Genomic DNA, 17,092 nt, shown 5'->3' on the forward strand with positions numbered 1-17,092 from the left:
AGAGCCGGGGACGGCACAATCGGCAGGCATGAACACCCGTGTATGGATGGACAGTTGGCAGATGGAGTGCTGCGGTGAGCCCTTCGCCGTCGGGTCGGAGGTGTCCTGGGCGGTCGTCACCCCGGACCGGGAGTGGCTGACCACGGTGCTCGGAGCCAGGACCGCGGCCACGGTCGACGGCGTCGAGGAGCACCACGGCGGTGGCCGGGAACAGGTGGCGACCGTCCGCGGCACCGTCACCGGCATCAGCGCCGTGCACTGCCGCTTCGCGGCGCTGCCCGGCGAGCCCGGCCACACCCGCGGCCCGGTGCCGGGCAGCGGCACGCTCACCCCGCTGTCCTCGGCCCCCCGGTGGAACGCCGACCGCGGCGACCTCCAGTTCGTGGGCTTCCTCGTCGAGCTCGACGCCCCGGCCCGGTGAGGATCCGACGGCCCGGGGCCGGTCTCACGCCGTCCGCCGCCCCCCTTCGCCCCGCCCGAGCCGTAACCGCAGGTGGCCGGGGCCGCGGGTGAAGACGCCCGTGTCGGCCGGTGGCGTCCCGTCCGCGAAGGCCGGCTCGGGGAACGCGTCGAGGAGTTGGTTGACGCCGGTCTCCACCTCGGCCCGGGCCAGCAGGGCCCCCACGCAGAAGTGCCGGCCGAGGCCGAACGCGACGTGCTGGGCGGCCGCGGTGAAGGCGCCGGCCGGGCTCAGGTCGGGACGGAAGATGTCGAACTCGTCGGGCCGGTCGTAGTGGTCCGCGTCGCGGTTGGCCGCGCCGATCAGGCAGGTGACCGTGGCGCCGGCGGGTATCGTGCCGCCGCTGACGGTCACCTCCGCGGCGGGCTGACGCATGATCATCTGGACCGGCGGGGTGTGCCGCAGCGTCTCGGCGAACGCGGCGTGAATCAGTGACCGGTCGGCACGCACCGCGGCGAACTGCCCGGGACGGGCCAGCAGATTGCGGAAGATCAGCGCGATGGCCTTGTCGGTGGTCTCCCCGCCCGCGGCCAGCAGCAGGCTGACGAACGCGATGATGTCCTGGTCGGTCATCCGGACGCCGTCGACCTCGGCGGTGCAGAGCCGGGAGAGCAGGTCGACGCCGGGGGCCGCGCGGCGTTCCCGGATGACCGGCAGGAGGTAACCGGCGAGTTCCTCGCCCGCGCGCCGTCCGGCGGCCGCGACCCCGGGGTCCTGGGCGAGGTTGGAGATGAAGGCCACCACCGCGGTGTACCAGCCGTGGAAGCGGTCGTGGTCGGCCCGGTCCAGTCCGAGCATGTCGACGATCACGTTGATCGGGAAGCGGGTCGCGAACCGCGCCACCAGATCGGCCTCCTCGGCGTCCCGGAAGGTGTCGATCAGCTCGCGGGCGTTGCGCTCGATGACCGGCAGGAACGTCTCCTGCAGTTCGCGGCCGCGGAAGGCGGGCGCCACCAGGGCGCGGCGCACCGCGTGCTCCCGGCCGTTCATCTGGGGCAGGGTGCGGCCGCCGTGGGCCGGCTCGATCTGCCAGGCGTAGTTGTCGGTGGTGAACACCGGCTCCCGGAAGGCGCGTTGGACGTCTTCGTAGCGGGAGAGGAGGTAGCTGCCGGTGCCCTCGTCGTAGAACAGCGGGTAGTGCTCGCGCAGGACCCCGTACGCGGGGTAGGGGTCCACGGCGAACTCCGGGGACAGGATGTCGGGCGGCGGAGGAAGGGTGGTCACGCCGCCGGACGCTAGGGCCGGGGCGCGGGGTCGTCCAGGGTGCGTGGGTGGTGTGCGGGTGCGCCGGGGGCGCATCGTCGGCCGCCGGTCCACACATACGGGGCGCCCTCTTCACCCGGACGGTCGGCCGCCGTCACTCCGCTGCCCCGTACGGCACGCCCGCCCGCCCCCGGGCGTCGACGCTGGGAGCCGCACGACCGCTCCGGGACCGGAGCGTGACCGTCCCAGACAGGGGTGAGACCCGCTATGTCCGCGTCCGACCCACCGCCGCCACGCCGCCGCCTCCGCCGCGGGTTCGCCGTGGCGGCCACGCTCGTCGCGCTGCTGTACGCCGTCGCCGCACCGGCCGCGGCCGGCCAGCGGACCACCGCCGGGCCGCCCGGGAGGCCCGCCGGCGCGGCGGCCGGCAGCAAGCCGCTGGTGTTCATGGGCCTGGGTACCGTTGCCGGCCTGGCTGTGCTCGCGACCGCGGGTCTGGTCACGGCCGCCCGCAGGCGGTACGTCAACTCACAGCCGTTGGACCGGAGTTGAGGCGATCGCCGTCGGTCCCGGGCAGGGCTCAGTCACTCCTGGCGGCCCGCAGGCGGGCGGCCTCGCGCGGTGAGTTCTCGTTGCTGCGGCCGGCCCGGGAGCCCGCCAGTTTCTCGGCCAGGTGCCGGCCGACCGTGGTGGGCGGGTGGCGCGGTGCGGTCCCGGGCGGGACACAGCCGGGCAGCGCGCTGATCTCCGCGTCCCAGTTGCAGTCGTGGAAGTACGCGGCGGACCGGCGCCGGACGCCCCGCCCCCGCTCGTCGACGGGCGGCAGCACCCGGTGCATCGTGGACCGCCAGCGGTCGTTCGTCCAACGGGCCAGCAGATCACCGAGGTTGACCAGCAGGCACCCGGGCTCCGGCAGGACGGCATGCCAGCCGCCGTCCCCGTCGAGGATCTGCAGCCCGGGGACACGGTCGGCCCACAGCACGGTGACGATGCCGTAGTCGGTATGCGCACCCATCCCCATCCGGCCGCGGTCGACGGTGGGTTCGCCGTCCGGGAGCGGATAGTGGTTCATGCGCAGCACGTCGAGGGAGTGGTCGGTGAACGGGACGAAGTAACCCTCCGGCAGGCCCAGTGCGTGCGCGAAGATCCCGGTCATCCGCCGGGCCAGCCCGCCGGCCTGGCGGCACCACTCCTCGACGGCCCGGCGGAAGCCCGGCAGCGACGGCCAGATGTTGGCCGGGTAGTGCGCTTCGGGCAGGTCCGCCCCGGGGAACGACGATGCCTCGGAGCCGACGTTGAACGCCTCGAAGAGGTCCTCGGCGGCCGCGGGCACGCCGAGGCTGAGGCTGAGTTTCTCGGTGCGCGGCGGGGTGTAGCCGCGGTTGATGTCGGGGGACGGCGCCCGGAGTCGCTTCTTCTCCTCCATGGGCAGGGCGAAGAAGGCGTCCAGGGCGTCGGCGAAGGCTCCGGCGGCATCCTCCGGGATGCCGTGGCCGCGGATCTGAAGGAAGCCGACGGTGCGCGCGGCCCGGTCGACCGCGGTGGCGAGGGCCGTACGGGCGGCCTCGGTGCCGTGCTCCCAGCCGGAGATGTCGATGACGGGTACGTCGCCGACGCCGTCCGGGGCGGCCCGGTCGCCGGTCCACCCGTCGCTGCTGCCCATCGTGGGACGCCCTTTCGTCGCGGGTGGGGGCGCGGGGTGCGGCCGCGCCGGATCACCTGGTTCACCATTCTGCTGACCACGCAACGGCCTGTCTCCGCCCGGAACCGGTTGTTACGCGTCGTGGGCTGCTGCCGGGCCGGCGGGGTGCCCGGGGGCGCGCCACGACGGGGAGCGGCCGAGCAGCGCCAGGATGCGGTCCAGTTCGCCCGCGGTGTCGTCGACGGGGAGACCGGGCCGGAAGGCACTGCCGGGGGCGAGCCGGGAGTCGTCGTCCGGGACGGCTCGGGCTATCGGCAGGGCGGCTGCGAGGAGCTCGGGGCCGGGGTCGTAGCCGAGGCCCAGGGTGCGGGCGACGTCCCAGCTGTGGACGACGTAGTCGATGAGGTGGAAGCCGATCGCCCGGCGCGCGGGGAAGGTCTGCGCGGCGGTGAATTCGGGGAGGTGGCACTCGCGGTCGGGGGTGTCGACGGCCGCGAACGCGGCGATGACCTGCTCCGCCGCCGAGCCGTACGCCGCGACGGGGTCCGGCCCGAGCGGGCGGACCGCCCAGTGCGCCGGGTCGTGGCCGTCCCCGCGCGCAGCCGCGGCGAACCCGTGGTGCTGGACGGTCATATGGGCGAGCAGATCGGCCAGCGTCCATGCGGCGCACGGGGTCGGCCGGGTGAGGTCGTCGGGGCGGATCCGCCGGACGAGCGCCACGCTGTCCCGGACCGCTCGCGCGTGCAGCCGCTTGAGCCGCACGAAGTCCGCGGCCCTGGCGTCGGTGGGGCGGGCGTCCGCGGGGTGGGAGCCCGTGAGCGCGCCGTCAACCGCTCCGTTATTGATACGCATGCGCTTACGATCCGCTTCAGCGTATGAATGTGTCAACGGGTATTTTCGTGCCATGACCGAGAAACCGGCCGACCGCGGCACCCCCTCCGGGGAACGGGCGGACCGCCCCGACCTGGCCGCGATGATGGTGCCGTTGGGCCGCGCCCTGATGGCCGCCGAGCAGCCGGCCCTCGACGCGCACGGCCTGACCATGTGGGGCTACTCGGTCCTGCTGCACCTGGACGAGACCCCGATCCGCACCCAGGCCGCGCTCGCCGAGGCGATCCGCGCGGACAAGACCCGCATCATCGCCGTCCTCGACGACCTGGAGGCCCGGCAACTGATCCGCCGTCAGCCCGACCCCGGGGACCGCCGGGTACGGCTGCTGTCGCTCACCCCCGAGGGTCGGCGGGTGCGCGACGCCACCCGGGCGGCGATCCAGGAGAACGAGGAACGACTGCTGGCCCGGCTGCCGGCCGCGGACCGCGCCGCCTTCCTCCGCGCGCTGCAGACCTTGTCCGCACTGCCCGAGCTGCGACCGCCCCGCAAGCGGCCCTAGGACACGCGAGCACACAGAGGCCGGTGCCGGCCCCCGCGACCCGTGGTCGCCGGGGCCGGCACCGGCCGGATGCTGCTGGAATCACTTCCAGTCGCCCTCGCCGCCCCAGCCGTAGCCACCGTGCTGGCAGCCCTCGCTGAAGTACGGACCGAAGTAGTCGCTGACGCCCGCGTTCAGCCAGCAACCACCGTAGTTACCGTGGCCGCGGTGGTGGTTGTAGTGGTGGTGGCGCTTGTGGTGGTGCTTGTAGCCGTGGTCCTTGCCGGAAGCCATGGCGGCGCTCGCACCGCCCATGACGATGCTGGTGGCCAGGGCGCTAGCGGCGATCGCGGCGCGAATGCGCATGTCTGCTCCTCAGGAGGATCAAAGAGGTATATCGACCTTTTCAGGGATCACCTTCACAGAACCTCCCAAAACCTGACTCATCGTTAATTGGGCAAGTCGGAGTAATCCACCGCCGCCCTGGTCAGAAGGGGGCGCCCGGCGTGACCTCCCGGGCCGGGCCCCGTCACATGCCGGGATCGTCGCCGTCGACGGTCCCCGCGAGCAGATCGTCCGCCCCGGCGAACGGAGCGCCGTCGCCCAGCGCCTGCTCGGTCCAGATGACCTTGCCGCCGGCGGTGTAGCGGGTCCCCCACCGCTCGGCGAGCTGGGCGACCAGGAAGAGCCCCCGGCCGCCCTCGTCCGTGGTGGCGGCCTGGCGCAGGTGCGGTGAGGTGCTGCTGCGGTCGGAGACCTCGCAGATCAGGGAGGTGTCGCGGATCAGGCGCACGCCGATCGGGCCGGAGGCGTAGCGGATGGAGTTGGTGACCAGCTCGCTCAGGATGAGCTCGGTGGTGAACGCCTCGGCGGCCAGGCCCCATTCGATCAGCTTGCGCACCGCGGCGGCCCGGACCTGGGCCACCGCGGAAGGGTCGGGCGGGACGTCCCAGTCGGCGATGTGCGCGGCGTCCAGCACCCGGGTGCGGGCGACGAGCAGCGCGATGTCATCGCTCGGGCTCTCCGGCAGCAGCGCGCCGAGCGCGGCCTCGCAGGTCTCCTCCGGGGTGCGCCCGGGCCGGTCGGCGAGGGTACGGGCGAGCAGCGCGGTGCCCTCGTCGATGTCCCGGTCGCGGTCCTCGACGAGCCCGTCGGTGAACAGCACCAGCCGGCTGCCCTCCGGGAGTTGGTGCTGCCAGGTCTCGAACGGCAGGCCCCCGAGGCCCAGCGGCGGGCCGCCCGGCACCTCGGCGGTCTCGACGGTGCCGTCGGGCCGCAGCACCATCGGCTGGACGTGCCCGGCGCGGGCCATGGTGCAGGTCCCGGACGCCGGGTCGTAGATGGCGTACAGGCAGGTGGCGCCGGTGATCGAGCCGCCGGCCTCCTCCGTGCCCTCGTCCTGGTCGATGCGGGTGACCAGTTCGTCGAGGTGCCAGAGGATCTCGTCGGGCGGCAGGTCGAGGTTGGCGAAGTTGTGCACGGCGGTCCGCAGCCGGCCCATCGTGGCGGCGGCGTGCAGCCCGTGGCCGACGACGTCGCCGACGACCAGCGCGACCCGGGCGCCGGGCAGCGGGATGATGTCGAACCAGTCGCCGCCGACGCCGCCGAGCCCGCCGCGGCCGGCCTGCGCCGGCAGATAGCGGTAGGCGGCCTCGACGGCGTTCTGCTCGGGCAGTGCGCGCGGCAGCAGACTGCGCTGGAGGGTGATCGCCATGGTGTGCTCGCGGGTGTAGCGGCGGGCGTTGTCGATGCTCACCGCGGCCCGCGCGACCAGCTCCTCGGCGAGCGACAGCTCCTCCTCCTCGAAGGGCCCCGGTTCCTGGGAACGCCAGAAGAGGACCACGCCCAGGATGGCGCCGCGGGCCCGCAGCGGGACGGCGATCATCGAGTGGATGCCGTGCGCGACGATCCTCCGGGCGCGCTGGGGATTCTGCAGGTGCCAGCCCCGGAAGGCGGCCAGGTCCGGTTCGAGGACCGGCTCGCCGCGGTCGATGCCGGAGCCCACCGAGGTGGACGGGTCGAAGCGGACCAGGTGGCCGACGGGGTACAGACCGCTGTCCGGCGGTGCGCCGCTCACGGCGGTGCGCCGCATCTCCGTGCCGGTGCCGGCGGTGTCCGTGGGTTCCTCGCCGGTCAGCACGTCCTCGGCCAGATCGACGGTGACGATGTCGGCGAACCGGGCCGCGGCGAACTCCGCCAGTTCCTCGCAGGTGCGTACGACGTCGAGCGTGGTGCCGATCTCGGTCCCGGCGTCGTAGAGCAGCTTGAGGCGGCCGCGTGCGGACTCGGCGCGGCCGGTGAGCGCCCGGAGCTCGGTGGTGTCGCGGAGGGTGGTGACGCTGCCGGGCGGGCCGCCGGCCTGTGCGGTGGAGCGCTGGTTGACGGCCAGCAGGCGGTCGCCGACCGGGTGGACCTCGTCGGTGACGGTCCGGCCGGAGGACAGCAGCCGGGCGGTGTCCGGGTCGAGCCCCAGGTCGGCGACCGGGCGTCCTTCGACGTCGGCCGCCAGACCGAGCAGCCGGCGGGCCTCGTCGTTGGCGAGCAGCAGCCGCCCGTCGGCCCCGACGATGACCACGCCTTCCCGTACGGCGTGCAGCACCGCGTCGTGGTGCTCGTACATCCGGGTCATCTCGGCGGGGCCGAGGCCGTGCGTCTGGCGCCGCAGTCGCCTGCTGACCAGGGCGGTACCGCCGGTGGTCAGGAGCAGCACCGCGGCCGCGGCGCCGAACAGCAGCGGGAACTGCTGGTCGACCACCCCGCTCACCTTCCTGATGGTGATGCCGGCCGAGACCAGCCCGACGACCTTGCCGTTGGGGCCGAAGACGGGGACGACGGCCTGGACGAGCGGCCCGATGGTGCCGGTGATGCGTTCGGTGACGATCCCGCCGGCCAGTGCCGGCTGCAGCGTGCCGACGAACTTCTTGCCGATGCGATTGGTGATCGGGTGGGTGTAGCGGATGCCGTCGGTGTTCATGACGACGAGGAAGTCGACGCCGGAGAGCTTGCGGGCGGCCTCGGCCCGCGGCTGGAGCACGGCGGTCGGGTCCGGGCTCTTGAGCGCGGCCTCCAGGCCGGGTGCGCTCGCGAAGGTGCGGGCGACCGCGACCGATCTGTTGCGGGCCTCGCGTTCGGAGTCGGTCCGGGACTGCAGCACGAGGGCGGCCATGGCGGCGGCGACGAGCAGGACCACGATCGCCACCTGCAGGAGAAAGACCTGGCCTGCGACAGTTCGCATCTTGAGAACCGAACGCGGGCGGCCGTAGCGTCCGGCCATGTCCTCTTTCTACACCTCCCGCATACGGTGGGCGAGCCGCGCGTTGCGGAGCGCAGCCGCCGCCGGCCGGCCCCGCGGCGCGCGACAGAGCCTCATGGTTCCGTCCGCAGATCGTCCCGTGATCCGGGGCCGGGCGCCAGAGGGCGGGAAGACCCCTCGGTACGTTTTACGGCCGCACATATGCGAACGTCTTCGACTAAGGGGACATACAGGCGCCCGAGTTCTGGACCGTCCATGTAACTCTCCCCACAGGTTTATTCCGGCTTCCGCTCGGCCGGTACCGCTCGGGTGATCGGTGCGCCGGGGCAAGTTGCCTGGTCAGCACGGTCCGCCGGGTTCCGCAGGAGGCCGCGGTGACGGGTGTGGGGACACCCTCGGCCGCCTTCGCGCCGGCGGGCCGGTATGAGACGTTCGTGGGCATGCATGTTCCCGAGGAGATCCGTGCCGACGCGGCCGCCCTCATCGACCACCACGCGCTCGGCCGGTGGAAGCCGAACGACGCCGACCGGCGGGTCGCCGTCGCGCTGTTCCGCTTCCTGGAGACCGGGCTGCCGCTCACGGGCGAGCAGATCCGGTCCGCCCTGGCACACCCGGGACCGGCGGACCCGGTCGACGCGCGGCTCGTGAGGCTGCTGCACGGCACCGCCGCGCTGCTCGACGACGCCCCGGAGGCCGACGGCCCCGCCGGGCGGGACGCCGTCGACCATGTCTGTCTGCTGCTGGACGCGCTGGCGCTGTCCCGCCCCGCGGAGTCCTCCGGCCGGTAGAAGCCGGCAGCCGGGCCCCCAGGCGCACGTACGAGCCCCTCGTACGCGCACCTGGGGGCCCGCCGTTGGTCCACCCCCGACTCGGGACCCGCGCGCCGCCCGGGCCGCGACTGCCCGGCCACGACCGCCCGGACCCCACACGACGAGGCCCGCCCCGGAGCGATGCTCCGGGGCGGGCCTCGTGGTGTGCCTGGCCGTGTGTGCCGCTACGCCGTCACACCGGGCAGCGGGGCCGTGGTGGCCGCCGGGGTCTCCACGGGGGCCTGCTCGTCCTCGGGGACCGAGATGACCCAGTGCGTGGCCCGGCGCGGGCGGAGGTAGACCGCCCAGTAGACCGCGGCGGCGGCGACCAGGGCGCCGGTGATGAGCAGGCTCTTGGTGCTCTGCTGGTAGAGCACCCAGGCCAGCACCACGATCAGCAGCGCCGGGACCACCGGCCACAGCGGCATCCGCCAGGCCATCCGGTGCTTGTGCTCACCACGGCGGGAGACCAGGGCGCCGAGGGCGACGAAGACGTACATCGCGGCGACGGCGACACCGGTGACCTCGCTCAGGGTGTCGAGGTTGACGAAGCAGAGCACCGCTCCGGGGACGCCGACCACGAGGGTCGCCACCCAGGGGGACCCGAAGCGCCGGCCCACGTGCGAGAAGGCGCGGTTGACGGCGGTCGGCCAGGCGGCGTCGCGGGCCGAGGAGAAGACCACCCGGGAGTTCTGGATCACCATCACGATGGTGGCGTTGATGATGGCCAGGGCGATGCAGAGGCTGACGAAGGTGCCGATGCCGGAGTTGCTCCAGCTCTGCACCATGCCGGCCACGTCACCGGCGCCGAGGGTCTTCAGGTCGGGTGCGCCGAGGGTGATCGCGATCACCGGGATCAGCACGACCGCGGCACCGATGCCGAGGGTCCACAGGACCGTGCGGGAGACGTTGCGGCGCGGGTTCTCCATCTCCTCCGCGAGGTACACGGCGGTGGAGAAGCCCTGGAGGATGAAGAGCGCGGTGGCCAGTCCCGTCACGATCAGTCCGGCGGTGACGGCGGTGCTGTGTCCGTGTCCGGCGTCGATCACGGGGTGCACGAGCACGGAGGCGGAACGGTGGGTGTGGGTGAAGCCGAGGTAGGCGACGACCGCGCAGGCCACGACCTCCAGCACCAGGAAGATGCCGGTGATCCAGGCGTTGGCGCGCAGGTCGAGCAGGCCCATGGCGGTGGCGAGCAGCATCACGCCGGCGGCGGTGTACTGCGGATCGAGATGGACGATCGGCGCCAGATAGTCGGCGGTGCCGAGCGCGATGATCGGTGGCACGATCATGACGACGATCAGCGAGAGGATGAAGACCAGCCAGCCGGCGAGGCGGCCCATGAGGGTGCCGACCATCGCGTACTCACCGCCGGAACTCGGGATGAGGGTGCCGAGCTCGGAGTAGGTGAAGGCCACGCCGATACAGAGCAGGCCCGCGATGGCGATGGTCAGGGCGGTGCCGGTGCCCAGGCTGGCGAACGAGTCCGGCACGATCACGAAGAGCGACGAGGCCGGCGTCAGGCAGGAGAGTGTGAGCAGGGTGCCGCCGACCACGCCGATGGACCGGGTGAGCTTGGGCGCGGCGGCGGTTCCTTCCGCCGCACTGCGGGTGTCCCGCTCGGACGCTGCGGGGGCAACAGGCGTGTAGGGCATATCGGTTATCCGTGTCCCATCGGTGCGGGGGCCAGGAGGGGCGCCCTGTGGGGGAAGAGCGCCGTGAGCGGAAGCGCCCGGCTGACCACGGGCGCCGCTTCGATGCCCGAATAAAACCCCCGCCATCGATGTCCGTCAATACCTTGTTAAGAGTGTGAGACGACGAAATCCGTCGTCAGCGACCGTTCTGAAACATGGATCCATGCACTAACTGCTATATGGGAGCGGATTTCGCGGCACCGGAGAGTGGGTGCGGATTCTGCGCCCGGCAGCCCGAAACCGGCGCGGGATTTCCTCGCTCCCGAGCGGACGGCGTGCCCCCGGTCACTTCCCGTCGCTGCGGACCCGGGCGATGAGCAGGGCGACGTCGTCGTGGCCGTGCTCGTCGCGCAGCGCGCTCAGCAGACGGTCACACAGCCCCTCCAGGTCCCCCTCCGGCTCGGCGAGCACGGTGAGCAGGGTCTCCAGGCGGGTGTCGATGGCCTGGTCGCGGGTTTCGATCAGACCGTCGGTGTAGAGCACCAGCACGTCGCCGTCGTTCAGCGGGACCGTGGTCTGCTCGAACGGGACGCCGCCGACGCCGAGCGGGGCGCCGGTGGGCAGGTCGAGCAGCTCGGGCGGGCGGCCCGCCCGGAGGACGACGGGTGGCAGATGCCCGGCGACGGCGATCCGGCAGCGGCCGTGCTCGGGGTCGTAGACCGCGTACAGGCAGGTGGCGAAGGCCGGGTCGAGGCCGGCGGCGATGTGGTCGAGGTGGCTGAGCACCTCGGCGGGGTCCAGATCGAGATCGGCCAGCGCGCGGGTGGTGGTACGCAGCTGGCCCATGGTGGCGGCGGCGTTGATGCCGCTGCCCATGACGTCGCCGACGACCAGGGCGGTCTTGTCGCCGGCCACCGGGATGGCGTCGAACCAGTCGCCGCCGACCTCGCTGGCCGCCTGCGCGGGCTGGTAGCGGTAGGCGATCTCCATGGCCGTGGGCTGCGGCGGCCGGTGGTTCATCAGGTGGCGCTGGAGAGTGAGCGCGGTCCGGCGTTCGCTCTGGTAGGAGCGGGCGTTGTCGATGCAGACCGCCGCCCGGGCGGCGAGTTCGACGGCGAGCAGCGCGTCGTCCTCGTCGAAGGGCACCTGGTTGCGCACGCGGTAGAGCGAGAGCGCGCCGAGCACCTCGCCGCGGGCGATCAGCGGCACCGCGAGATAGGAGTGCAGTCCGGCCCGGCGCAGCAGGGCGGCGCCCTCGGCGTCGGCGGCGATGTGCGGCAGGTCGTCCTCGCCCACCTGGGCGACGAGCACCGGGCAGGCGTCGGTCACACAGCGGGTGATCAGCCGGTCGGTGTCGTAGGAGGCGATCTGGCCGGTGGGGTCGGCGGCGCGGACGGCGTCGGTGGCATAGGCCGCGGAGACCGCGAGGGCGCGGAAGCGGGCCGGGCCGCCGGTGGCGAGCGCGGCCGGGCGCCGGGCGTCCAGGACGGCGTCGAGGACATCGACCGCGGCCAGGTCGGCGAGCTCGGGGACGATGACGTCGGCCAGCTCGTGGGCGGTCTGGTCGACGTCGAGGGTGGTGCCGATGGTCGCCGAGGCGTCGGCGATCAGGGCCAGCCGCCGCCGGGCGCGGGCGGCCTCGGTGGCGGCGCTGTGCTGTTCGGTGACGTCCACGACGGAGGTGGCGAGCCCGAGGACCCGGCCGCCGGGGTCCTCCAGCCGGTAGTACGACACCGACCACGCCTGGTCGGTGTGCGGGTCGGCGGCCGTGCGGCCGAGGGTGAACTGGTCCAGCAGCGGCCGCCCGGTCTCCAGGACCTCCCGCATCCGGTCCACGATGACCTCGGTGTCGAGGAACGACAGCGCCTCCCGGACGTGCCGGCCGATGTGCCGGTCCGCGGGCAGGTCGTTGATCCGCTCCAGCGCCGGGTTGACCATGACGAAGCGCAGGTGGGTGTCCAGGACGGCCAGGCCGATCGGCGACTGGGCCACCAGGCGCACCGACAGCGCCAGGTCGCGCTCGACCCGGCGCAGGACCGACTGGTCGGTGGCGATGCCGAGGGCGTAGGTCTCGCCGCGCTCGTCCAGCAGGCGCATGTTGCGGAATTCGACCAGCCGGGTGCTGCCGTCCTTGTGCCGGACGGGGAAGACCCCGGCCCAGCTCTCGCCGCCCGCCATGACCTCGGAGAACAGCGCAAGGACGAGATCGAGGTGTTCCGGCGGGACCAGCAGCTTGGCGGCGGGCCGGCCGAGCGCCTCCTTGGCGGTCCAGCCGAAGAGTTGCTCCGCCTGCGGACTCCACAGGGCGATCCGGCCGTCCGCGTCCAGCATCACCGCGGCCACGCCCAGTACGTCGAGCAGGCCGCCGGGCTGCCCCGGTGTGGCCCCGACCGGGACGGCACCCTCGGGGAACGCGTCGGTCGCACCCATCCAGGCACTCCTTCCGCCGGTCCCCCTGGGACCGACAGCCGTGGCGCTCTCCGTACACCGGCCGATTCTCGCCGTGTTTCCGCTGCCCTCCATCATCTCTCGCCACGGGACGGCCCCGCAGGGAGAGCGGGAGCGGCAGGGCCGGAGCGCCCGGTGCGCGAGGGAGCATTATCCGCCGCGGCTGCCGGCTGGGCGACCTTGTCGACGATATTGGGGGCGAGGATTCCGGCCGTCGTGCGGGCCCGGTGGCACGGCGGGACGGGCAGGTCATGGCCGTGGTGGTGTCCCCGCGGGCCGCCGCGCCACCTCCCGGCCGGGACCTCCGAGTTGGAGATGTCGATCACCGGGGATACCCAGATCTCTAGTTGCCTCCAGCAATTAAAGATCCGCGAACGCACCCGGCGGCCGCGACCGGGCCCGCCGGCGTCAGGAGGCAGCCCGCCATCATGGGTCCACCAGGGCCGCCGGGTAACGGGACCCGGACGCTGATCGTCGACCCGCGGTACGCCAACGCGCCGCCGGGGTGACCGAGTTGGCGCCGGTGCGGGACGTCCTCGTCCTGGGCCCTGCGAAGCTCGGCTCGGACCTGCCGGAGCCGGCGGCCGAGCAGTCCGACGAGCCGTTCGCGAGCCTGGCCCGGCCGGACGTTCGGCCCGGTGCCGAGGCAGGGGGTCCGGGCGGAACGAGGCCGGCAGCATCGGCGTGCTCACCCCGGAGGACCACGACCCGGACCGGCCCGACCGGCTCCGGTCCGCGGGCAAGATGCTGCCCGGCGTCGAGGTGGCGATCCGCGACGAGTCGGGCCGCGATCTGCCGCACGGCGAGGTCTGTGTGCGCTCGGCCATGATTCTGCAGGGCCACCGGAAGCAGCCGGAGCGGACCGCCGAGGTGCTGCGGGACGGCCGGCTGCGCACCGGCGACATCGGATTCCTCGACGGCGAGGGGTACTTGACCATCGTCGACCGGATCAAGGACATGATCGTCGTGGTCGGCGGCCATGGGTACACCACCGAGCTGGAGTGCCTGCTGAACACGCACCCGCAGGCACTCCGGAGCGCCGTCTTCGGCGTCCGGGACGCCGGCCGCAGGGAGCGGGTGCACGCCGCGGTGGTGCGGGTACCGGGGAGCACGGTCGACGGGCAGGAGGTGCGCGCGACGGTGTGCGCGGACCGCGGCGCGAGGTACGAGCCGGCGCACCTCACGCTCGTCGGCGCGCTGCCGCTGACCGATGCGGGCAAGCCGGACGAGAAGGAGCTGCGCCGCCGGGCCGAGCAGGAGGCCGGCGCGGCCGGATGACGCAGTGGGGCCGCCGCAGCTCAGCGCTGCGGCGGCCTCGCTGTGCTAGTGCTGGTCAGAGCCAGCCGAACAGGCCACCGAGCCCGAAGGGACCGAAGCCGTTCCCGAAGCCGTTGCCGTAGCCGAACCCGTTGCCGTAGCCGCCGAAGCCGCCGTAGCCGCCGAAGCCGCCATAGCCGTGGTGGTGGCAGTCGTGGTGGTGGTGGTGACGGTGGTGGTGACGACCGTAGTGGTCGTGGCTGGACGAAGACGCCACCGGCTTCTGGGGAGCGGCAGAAGCCACACCCGCGAGCGGGACGACGGTGGCGGCGGCAATCGCCGCGGCGGCCACGGAGCGACCTATGATCTTGCGCATTGCGTTTCTCCTGTTTGGCAGGAAATCTGACATTTCGATGAGTACCGCGCGGAGTCCCGATCCGCGCAGACACGACGAAGAGCCACTCCAACGGCCCCAAGAATTGCTCCAGTAGTGGTAATGAAAAAGCAAAGCCGGACGGGAACGCACAGGTCAGAGTCGGATGACGACGAGCGCGGTGTCATCGGTGGCCCCGTCGGGCGGCAGCAGCTCGGCCAGCAGCGCATCGGCGAGCGTCTCCGCCCGGCGCCCCGGTGCCGGGTCAGCGAGGCGGCCAGCCGCGCCAGCCCGACGTCGATGTCCTCGCGGCGGCGCTCGATCAGCCCGTCCGTGTACAGCACCAGCACGGCGTCGTCGGCGAAGGGGGCCCGGGCCTCGGGGCGGCCCACGTGCTCAAGCCGCGCCCCCAGTGGCGGATCGGTCGCGCCGTCCAGGAACTCCACCCGGCCGTCCGGGTGCAGCAGCGCCGGCGGCGGATAGCCGGCGCTGCTGTAGGCGAGGGTGTGGGTGGTCCAGTCGATGAACGCCTCCACCGCGGTGGCGGATTCGGCGCCCTCCACCGAGCGGGCGTAGATGCCCAGCACCTCCAGCGCCTGGGCGGGCCCCGGGGTGACCAGCGTGGCGGCGCTCAGCGCACTGCGCAGCTGCCCCATGACGCAGGCGGCCTCCAGCCCGTGGCCGACGACATCGCCGACCGCCACCGCCATCCGGTCCCCGGGCAGCTCCGCCAGGTCGTACCAGTCCCCGCAGACGTTGAGCGCCCCGACCGCGGGCCGGTAGCGCACCGCGGCCCGGTGGTGCCCCACCGGGCGGGGCGCGGGCAGCATCGCGTCCTGGAGGGCCAGCACCACCAGCCGTTCCCGGGCGTGGGCCTGACGGAGCCGGTCGTTGAGCTGCTGGAGCTCCTGGGCCCGGGCGTGGAGTTCGGCCGTCATCCGCTGCAGGTCGCCGCCGTCGTCCCGCGGGGCGCCGCCCGCCCGGATGGTCTCGGTGACCTCCTCCACCCGGTGCACGATCAGCCGCACCCGCCCGTCCGCGTCGAGGACCGGTGCGTTGACGGGGCTCCAGTAGCGCTCCTCGAACACGCCCGGGCGGCCGGGCAGTTCGACGTCGTAGCGCTGCAGGGCCATGGTGTCGGTCAGGCCGGTGGCCAGCACCCGCTCCAGGGACGCCCGCAGATTGCGCGTACCGGTGGCGCCGGGGTCCTGGGGGTTGTCGGGGAAGACGTCGAAGAGGTGGTGCCCGATCACCTGGCGCCGCTGGCGGCCGGCCCGTCGCAGCAGGGCCTCGTTCGCGTCGGCGATGACGAGGTCCGGGGTGAGCAGCAGCGCGCCGCCCGGCAGCGCCTGGAAGACCGCCGCGTAATCGATCGGGAACTCGTTCACGGCCCGCCCGCATTCTCGTTCGCCACGTGCGGAAGGATCTCGTCCGGCGGGCGGCCGCGCACACCGGGCGACCGGCCGCGGGCCGCCTCCGGCGTGCGAACCGCGAGGCCGTACCGGAGGTGTACCGGCCGGGCCGGTACGGCCGTCCGGGGCATCCGGGGCCGGACCGGCCGGGGCGTCAGCGCTTGCGGGCCCGGCTCGGCTGCACCCGGGTCGGCTCCCCTGGCATCTTCGGGTGGTCGGGCGGATAGGGCAGATCGCCCAGCCCCTCGTCGGCCGCCTGCCGCTCCGCGAGGTCGAAGACGGATTCCAGCCCGAAGGCGTGGTCCGCCATGTCGGCGTGCACATCGCCGAGTTCCGCGAACCGCTGCGGCATCGTGCGCAGGTCGAAGTCCTCCGGCACGGCGTCGGACAGCTCCTCCCAGCGCAGCGGGGCGGAGACCGTGGCGCGCGGCCGGGCGCGCAGCGAATAGGCCGAGGCGATGGTGCGGTCCCGGGCCATCTGGTTGTAGTCGACGAAGATCTTCGCGCCGCGTTCCTCCTTCCACCACGCGGAGGTGACCAGGTCCGGCAGCCGCCGTTCCATGGCCCGGGCCACGGTGATCGCGGCCCGTCTGACCTCGGTGAACGTCCACTGCGGCCGGATCGGCACATAGACGTGCACGCCCCGCCCGCCGGAGGTCTTGGGCCAGCCGCGCAGCCCGTGCTCGTCGAGCAGCCCGCGCAGCTCGTGGGCGACCCGTACGGCGTCCGCGAAGTCGGTGCCGGGCTGCGGGTCGAGGTCGATCCGCAGTTCGTCGGGGTGCTCGGTGTCGTCGCGGCGGACCGGCCACGGATGGAAGGTCAGGCACCCGAGGTTGGCCGCCCAGACCACGGCGGCGGGCTCGGTCGGGCACATCTCGTCGGCGAACCGCCCGCTGGGGAAGGCGATCCGGGCGGTGGGCAGCCAGTCGGGCAGGCCCTTGGGCGCCCGTTTCTGGTAGAAGAACTCGCCCTCCACGCCGTCGGGGAAGCGCTGCATCGTGGTGGGCCGGTCGCGCAGCCCGCGCAACGCCCCGTCCGCGACCGCGAGGTAGTACCGGGCGACGTCCAGCTTGGTGAAGCCGCGCTCCGGGTAGTACGTCTTGTCCGGGTGGGACACCCGCACCGTGCGCCCCGCGACGTCCAGCTCGACGGCCTCGTTGGCCCGACCTCCGGTCATGCCTCCACGCTAGAGCGTGCCCCGGGGTTCCGCCCGGCGCGCGGGAAGCGGCCCG

At 73.2% G+C, this 17,092-nt stretch carries 14 protein-coding genes and 1 pseudogene; 5 read left to right on the top strand and 10 right to left on the bottom strand.

Annotated features, from left to right (window positions below):
* Positions 1-28: 28 nt before the first annotated feature.
* Entirely contained in the window at positions 29-421 is a 393-nt protein-coding gene (locus ACZ7MX_RS04255; protein ID WP_472129147.1) for a DUF6578 domain-containing protein, read from the top strand.
* A 24-nt stretch (positions 422-445) separates the two neighbouring features.
* On the opposite strand, the gene ACZ7MX_RS04260 is transcribed toward ACZ7MX_RS04255, so the two are convergent.
* Positions 446-1,684, bottom strand: coding sequence for a cytochrome P450 (locus ACZ7MX_RS04260; protein WP_472129149.1), 1,239 nt, complete (start codon positions 1,682-1,684; stop codon positions 446-448).
* A gap of 246 nt (positions 1,685-1,930) precedes the next feature.
* Between ACZ7MX_RS04260 and ACZ7MX_RS04265 the strand changes: the two genes are divergently transcribed.
* Entirely contained in the window at positions 1,931-2,215 is a 285-nt protein-coding gene (locus tag ACZ7MX_RS04265) for a hypothetical protein (RefSeq protein WP_472129151.1), read from the top strand.
* 28 nt (positions 2,216-2,243) lie between these two features.
* Here the strand turns inward: ACZ7MX_RS04265 and ACZ7MX_RS04270 are convergent, their stop codons facing one another.
* Together ACZ7MX_RS04270 and ACZ7MX_RS04275 are read right to left on the bottom strand one after the other, a co-directional pair.
* Positions 2,244-3,326: an isopenicillin N synthase family dioxygenase gene (locus ACZ7MX_RS04270; protein WP_472129152.1), complete on the bottom strand. Its 1,083-nt coding sequence runs from the start codon at positions 3,324-3,326 to the stop codon at positions 2,244-2,246.
* Positions 3,327-3,437: 111 nt separating this feature from the next.
* Positions 3,438-4,157, bottom strand: a complete 720-nt coding sequence (locus ACZ7MX_RS04275; protein ID WP_472129154.1) for a TIGR03086 family metal-binding protein — start codon at positions 4,155-4,157, stop codon at positions 3,438-3,440.
* A gap of 52 nt (positions 4,158-4,209) precedes the next feature.
* Here ACZ7MX_RS04275 and ACZ7MX_RS04280 point away from each other — a divergent pair, with 52 nt between their 5' ends.
* On the top strand, positions 4,210-4,695 hold the full coding sequence (locus tag ACZ7MX_RS04280) for a MarR family winged helix-turn-helix transcriptional regulator (RefSeq protein WP_472129155.1): 486 nt from the start codon (positions 4,210-4,212) through the stop codon (positions 4,693-4,695).
* Between the two features lie 81 nt (positions 4,696-4,776).
* Here the strand turns inward: ACZ7MX_RS04280 and ACZ7MX_RS04285 are convergent, their stop codons facing one another.
* Complete coding sequence (locus ACZ7MX_RS04285) at positions 4,777-5,040, bottom strand: hypothetical protein (RefSeq protein ID WP_472129157.1); 264 nt, start codon at positions 5,038-5,040, stop codon at positions 4,777-4,779.
* A gap of 163 nt (positions 5,041-5,203) precedes the next feature.
* Positions 5,204-7,948 (bottom strand): SpoIIE family protein phosphatase, encoded by a 2,745-nt coding sequence (locus ACZ7MX_RS04290; protein ID WP_472129159.1) that lies wholly within the window; start codon positions 7,946-7,948, stop codon positions 5,204-5,206.
* A gap of 419 nt (positions 7,949-8,367) precedes the next feature.
* Here ACZ7MX_RS04290 and ACZ7MX_RS04295 point away from each other — a divergent pair, with 419 nt between their 5' ends.
* Positions 8,368-8,715 carry a hypothetical protein gene (locus ACZ7MX_RS04295; RefSeq protein WP_472129161.1) on the top strand — a complete coding sequence of 116 codons (348 nt, stop codon included), beginning with the start codon at positions 8,368-8,370 and terminating at the stop codon, positions 8,713-8,715.
* Positions 8,716-8,921: 206 nt separating this feature from the next.
* On the opposite strand, the gene ACZ7MX_RS04300 is transcribed toward ACZ7MX_RS04295, so the two are convergent.
* Together ACZ7MX_RS04300 and ACZ7MX_RS04305 are read right to left on the bottom strand one after the other, a co-directional pair.
* Positions 8,922-10,391, bottom strand: a complete 1,470-nt coding sequence (locus ACZ7MX_RS04300) for an APC family permease (RefSeq protein ID WP_472129163.1) — start codon at positions 10,389-10,391, stop codon at positions 8,922-8,924.
* Positions 10,392-10,715: 324 nt separating this feature from the next.
* A complete protein-coding gene (locus ACZ7MX_RS04305) occupies positions 10,716-12,800 on the bottom strand; it encodes a SpoIIE family protein phosphatase (RefSeq protein WP_472129165.1) in 2,085 nt (694 codons plus the stop codon).
* 702 nt (positions 12,801-13,502) lie between these two features.
* On the opposite strand from ACZ7MX_RS04305, the gene ACZ7MX_RS04310 reads away from it, so the two are divergent.
* Positions 13,503-14,096 (top strand): class I adenylate-forming enzyme family protein, encoded by a 594-nt coding sequence (locus ACZ7MX_RS04310; RefSeq protein WP_472129167.1) that lies wholly within the window; start codon positions 13,503-13,505, stop codon positions 14,094-14,096.
* 55 nt (positions 14,097-14,151) lie between these two features.
* Here ACZ7MX_RS04310 and ACZ7MX_RS04315 read toward each other — a convergent pair whose 3' ends face one another.
* From ACZ7MX_RS04315 to ligD, 3 genes and pseudogenes are all read right to left on the bottom strand, one after another.
* Positions 14,152-14,451, bottom strand: a complete 300-nt coding sequence (locus ACZ7MX_RS04315; RefSeq protein WP_472129168.1) for a hypothetical protein — start codon at positions 14,449-14,451, stop codon at positions 14,152-14,154.
* 153 nt (positions 14,452-14,604) lie between these two features.
* Positions 14,605-15,836 (bottom strand): annotated as a pseudogene (locus ACZ7MX_RS04320) (PP2C family protein-serine/threonine phosphatase).
* A 178-nt stretch (positions 15,837-16,014) separates the two neighbouring features.
* Positions 16,015-17,037: a non-homologous end-joining DNA ligase gene (gene ligD, locus ACZ7MX_RS04325; RefSeq protein ID WP_472129170.1), complete on the bottom strand. Its 1,023-nt coding sequence runs from the start codon at positions 17,035-17,037 to the stop codon at positions 16,015-16,017.
* Positions 17,038-17,092 lie beyond the last annotated feature (55 nt).

The organism is Streptomyces sp. NPDC107765 (genome assembly GCF_055657085.1).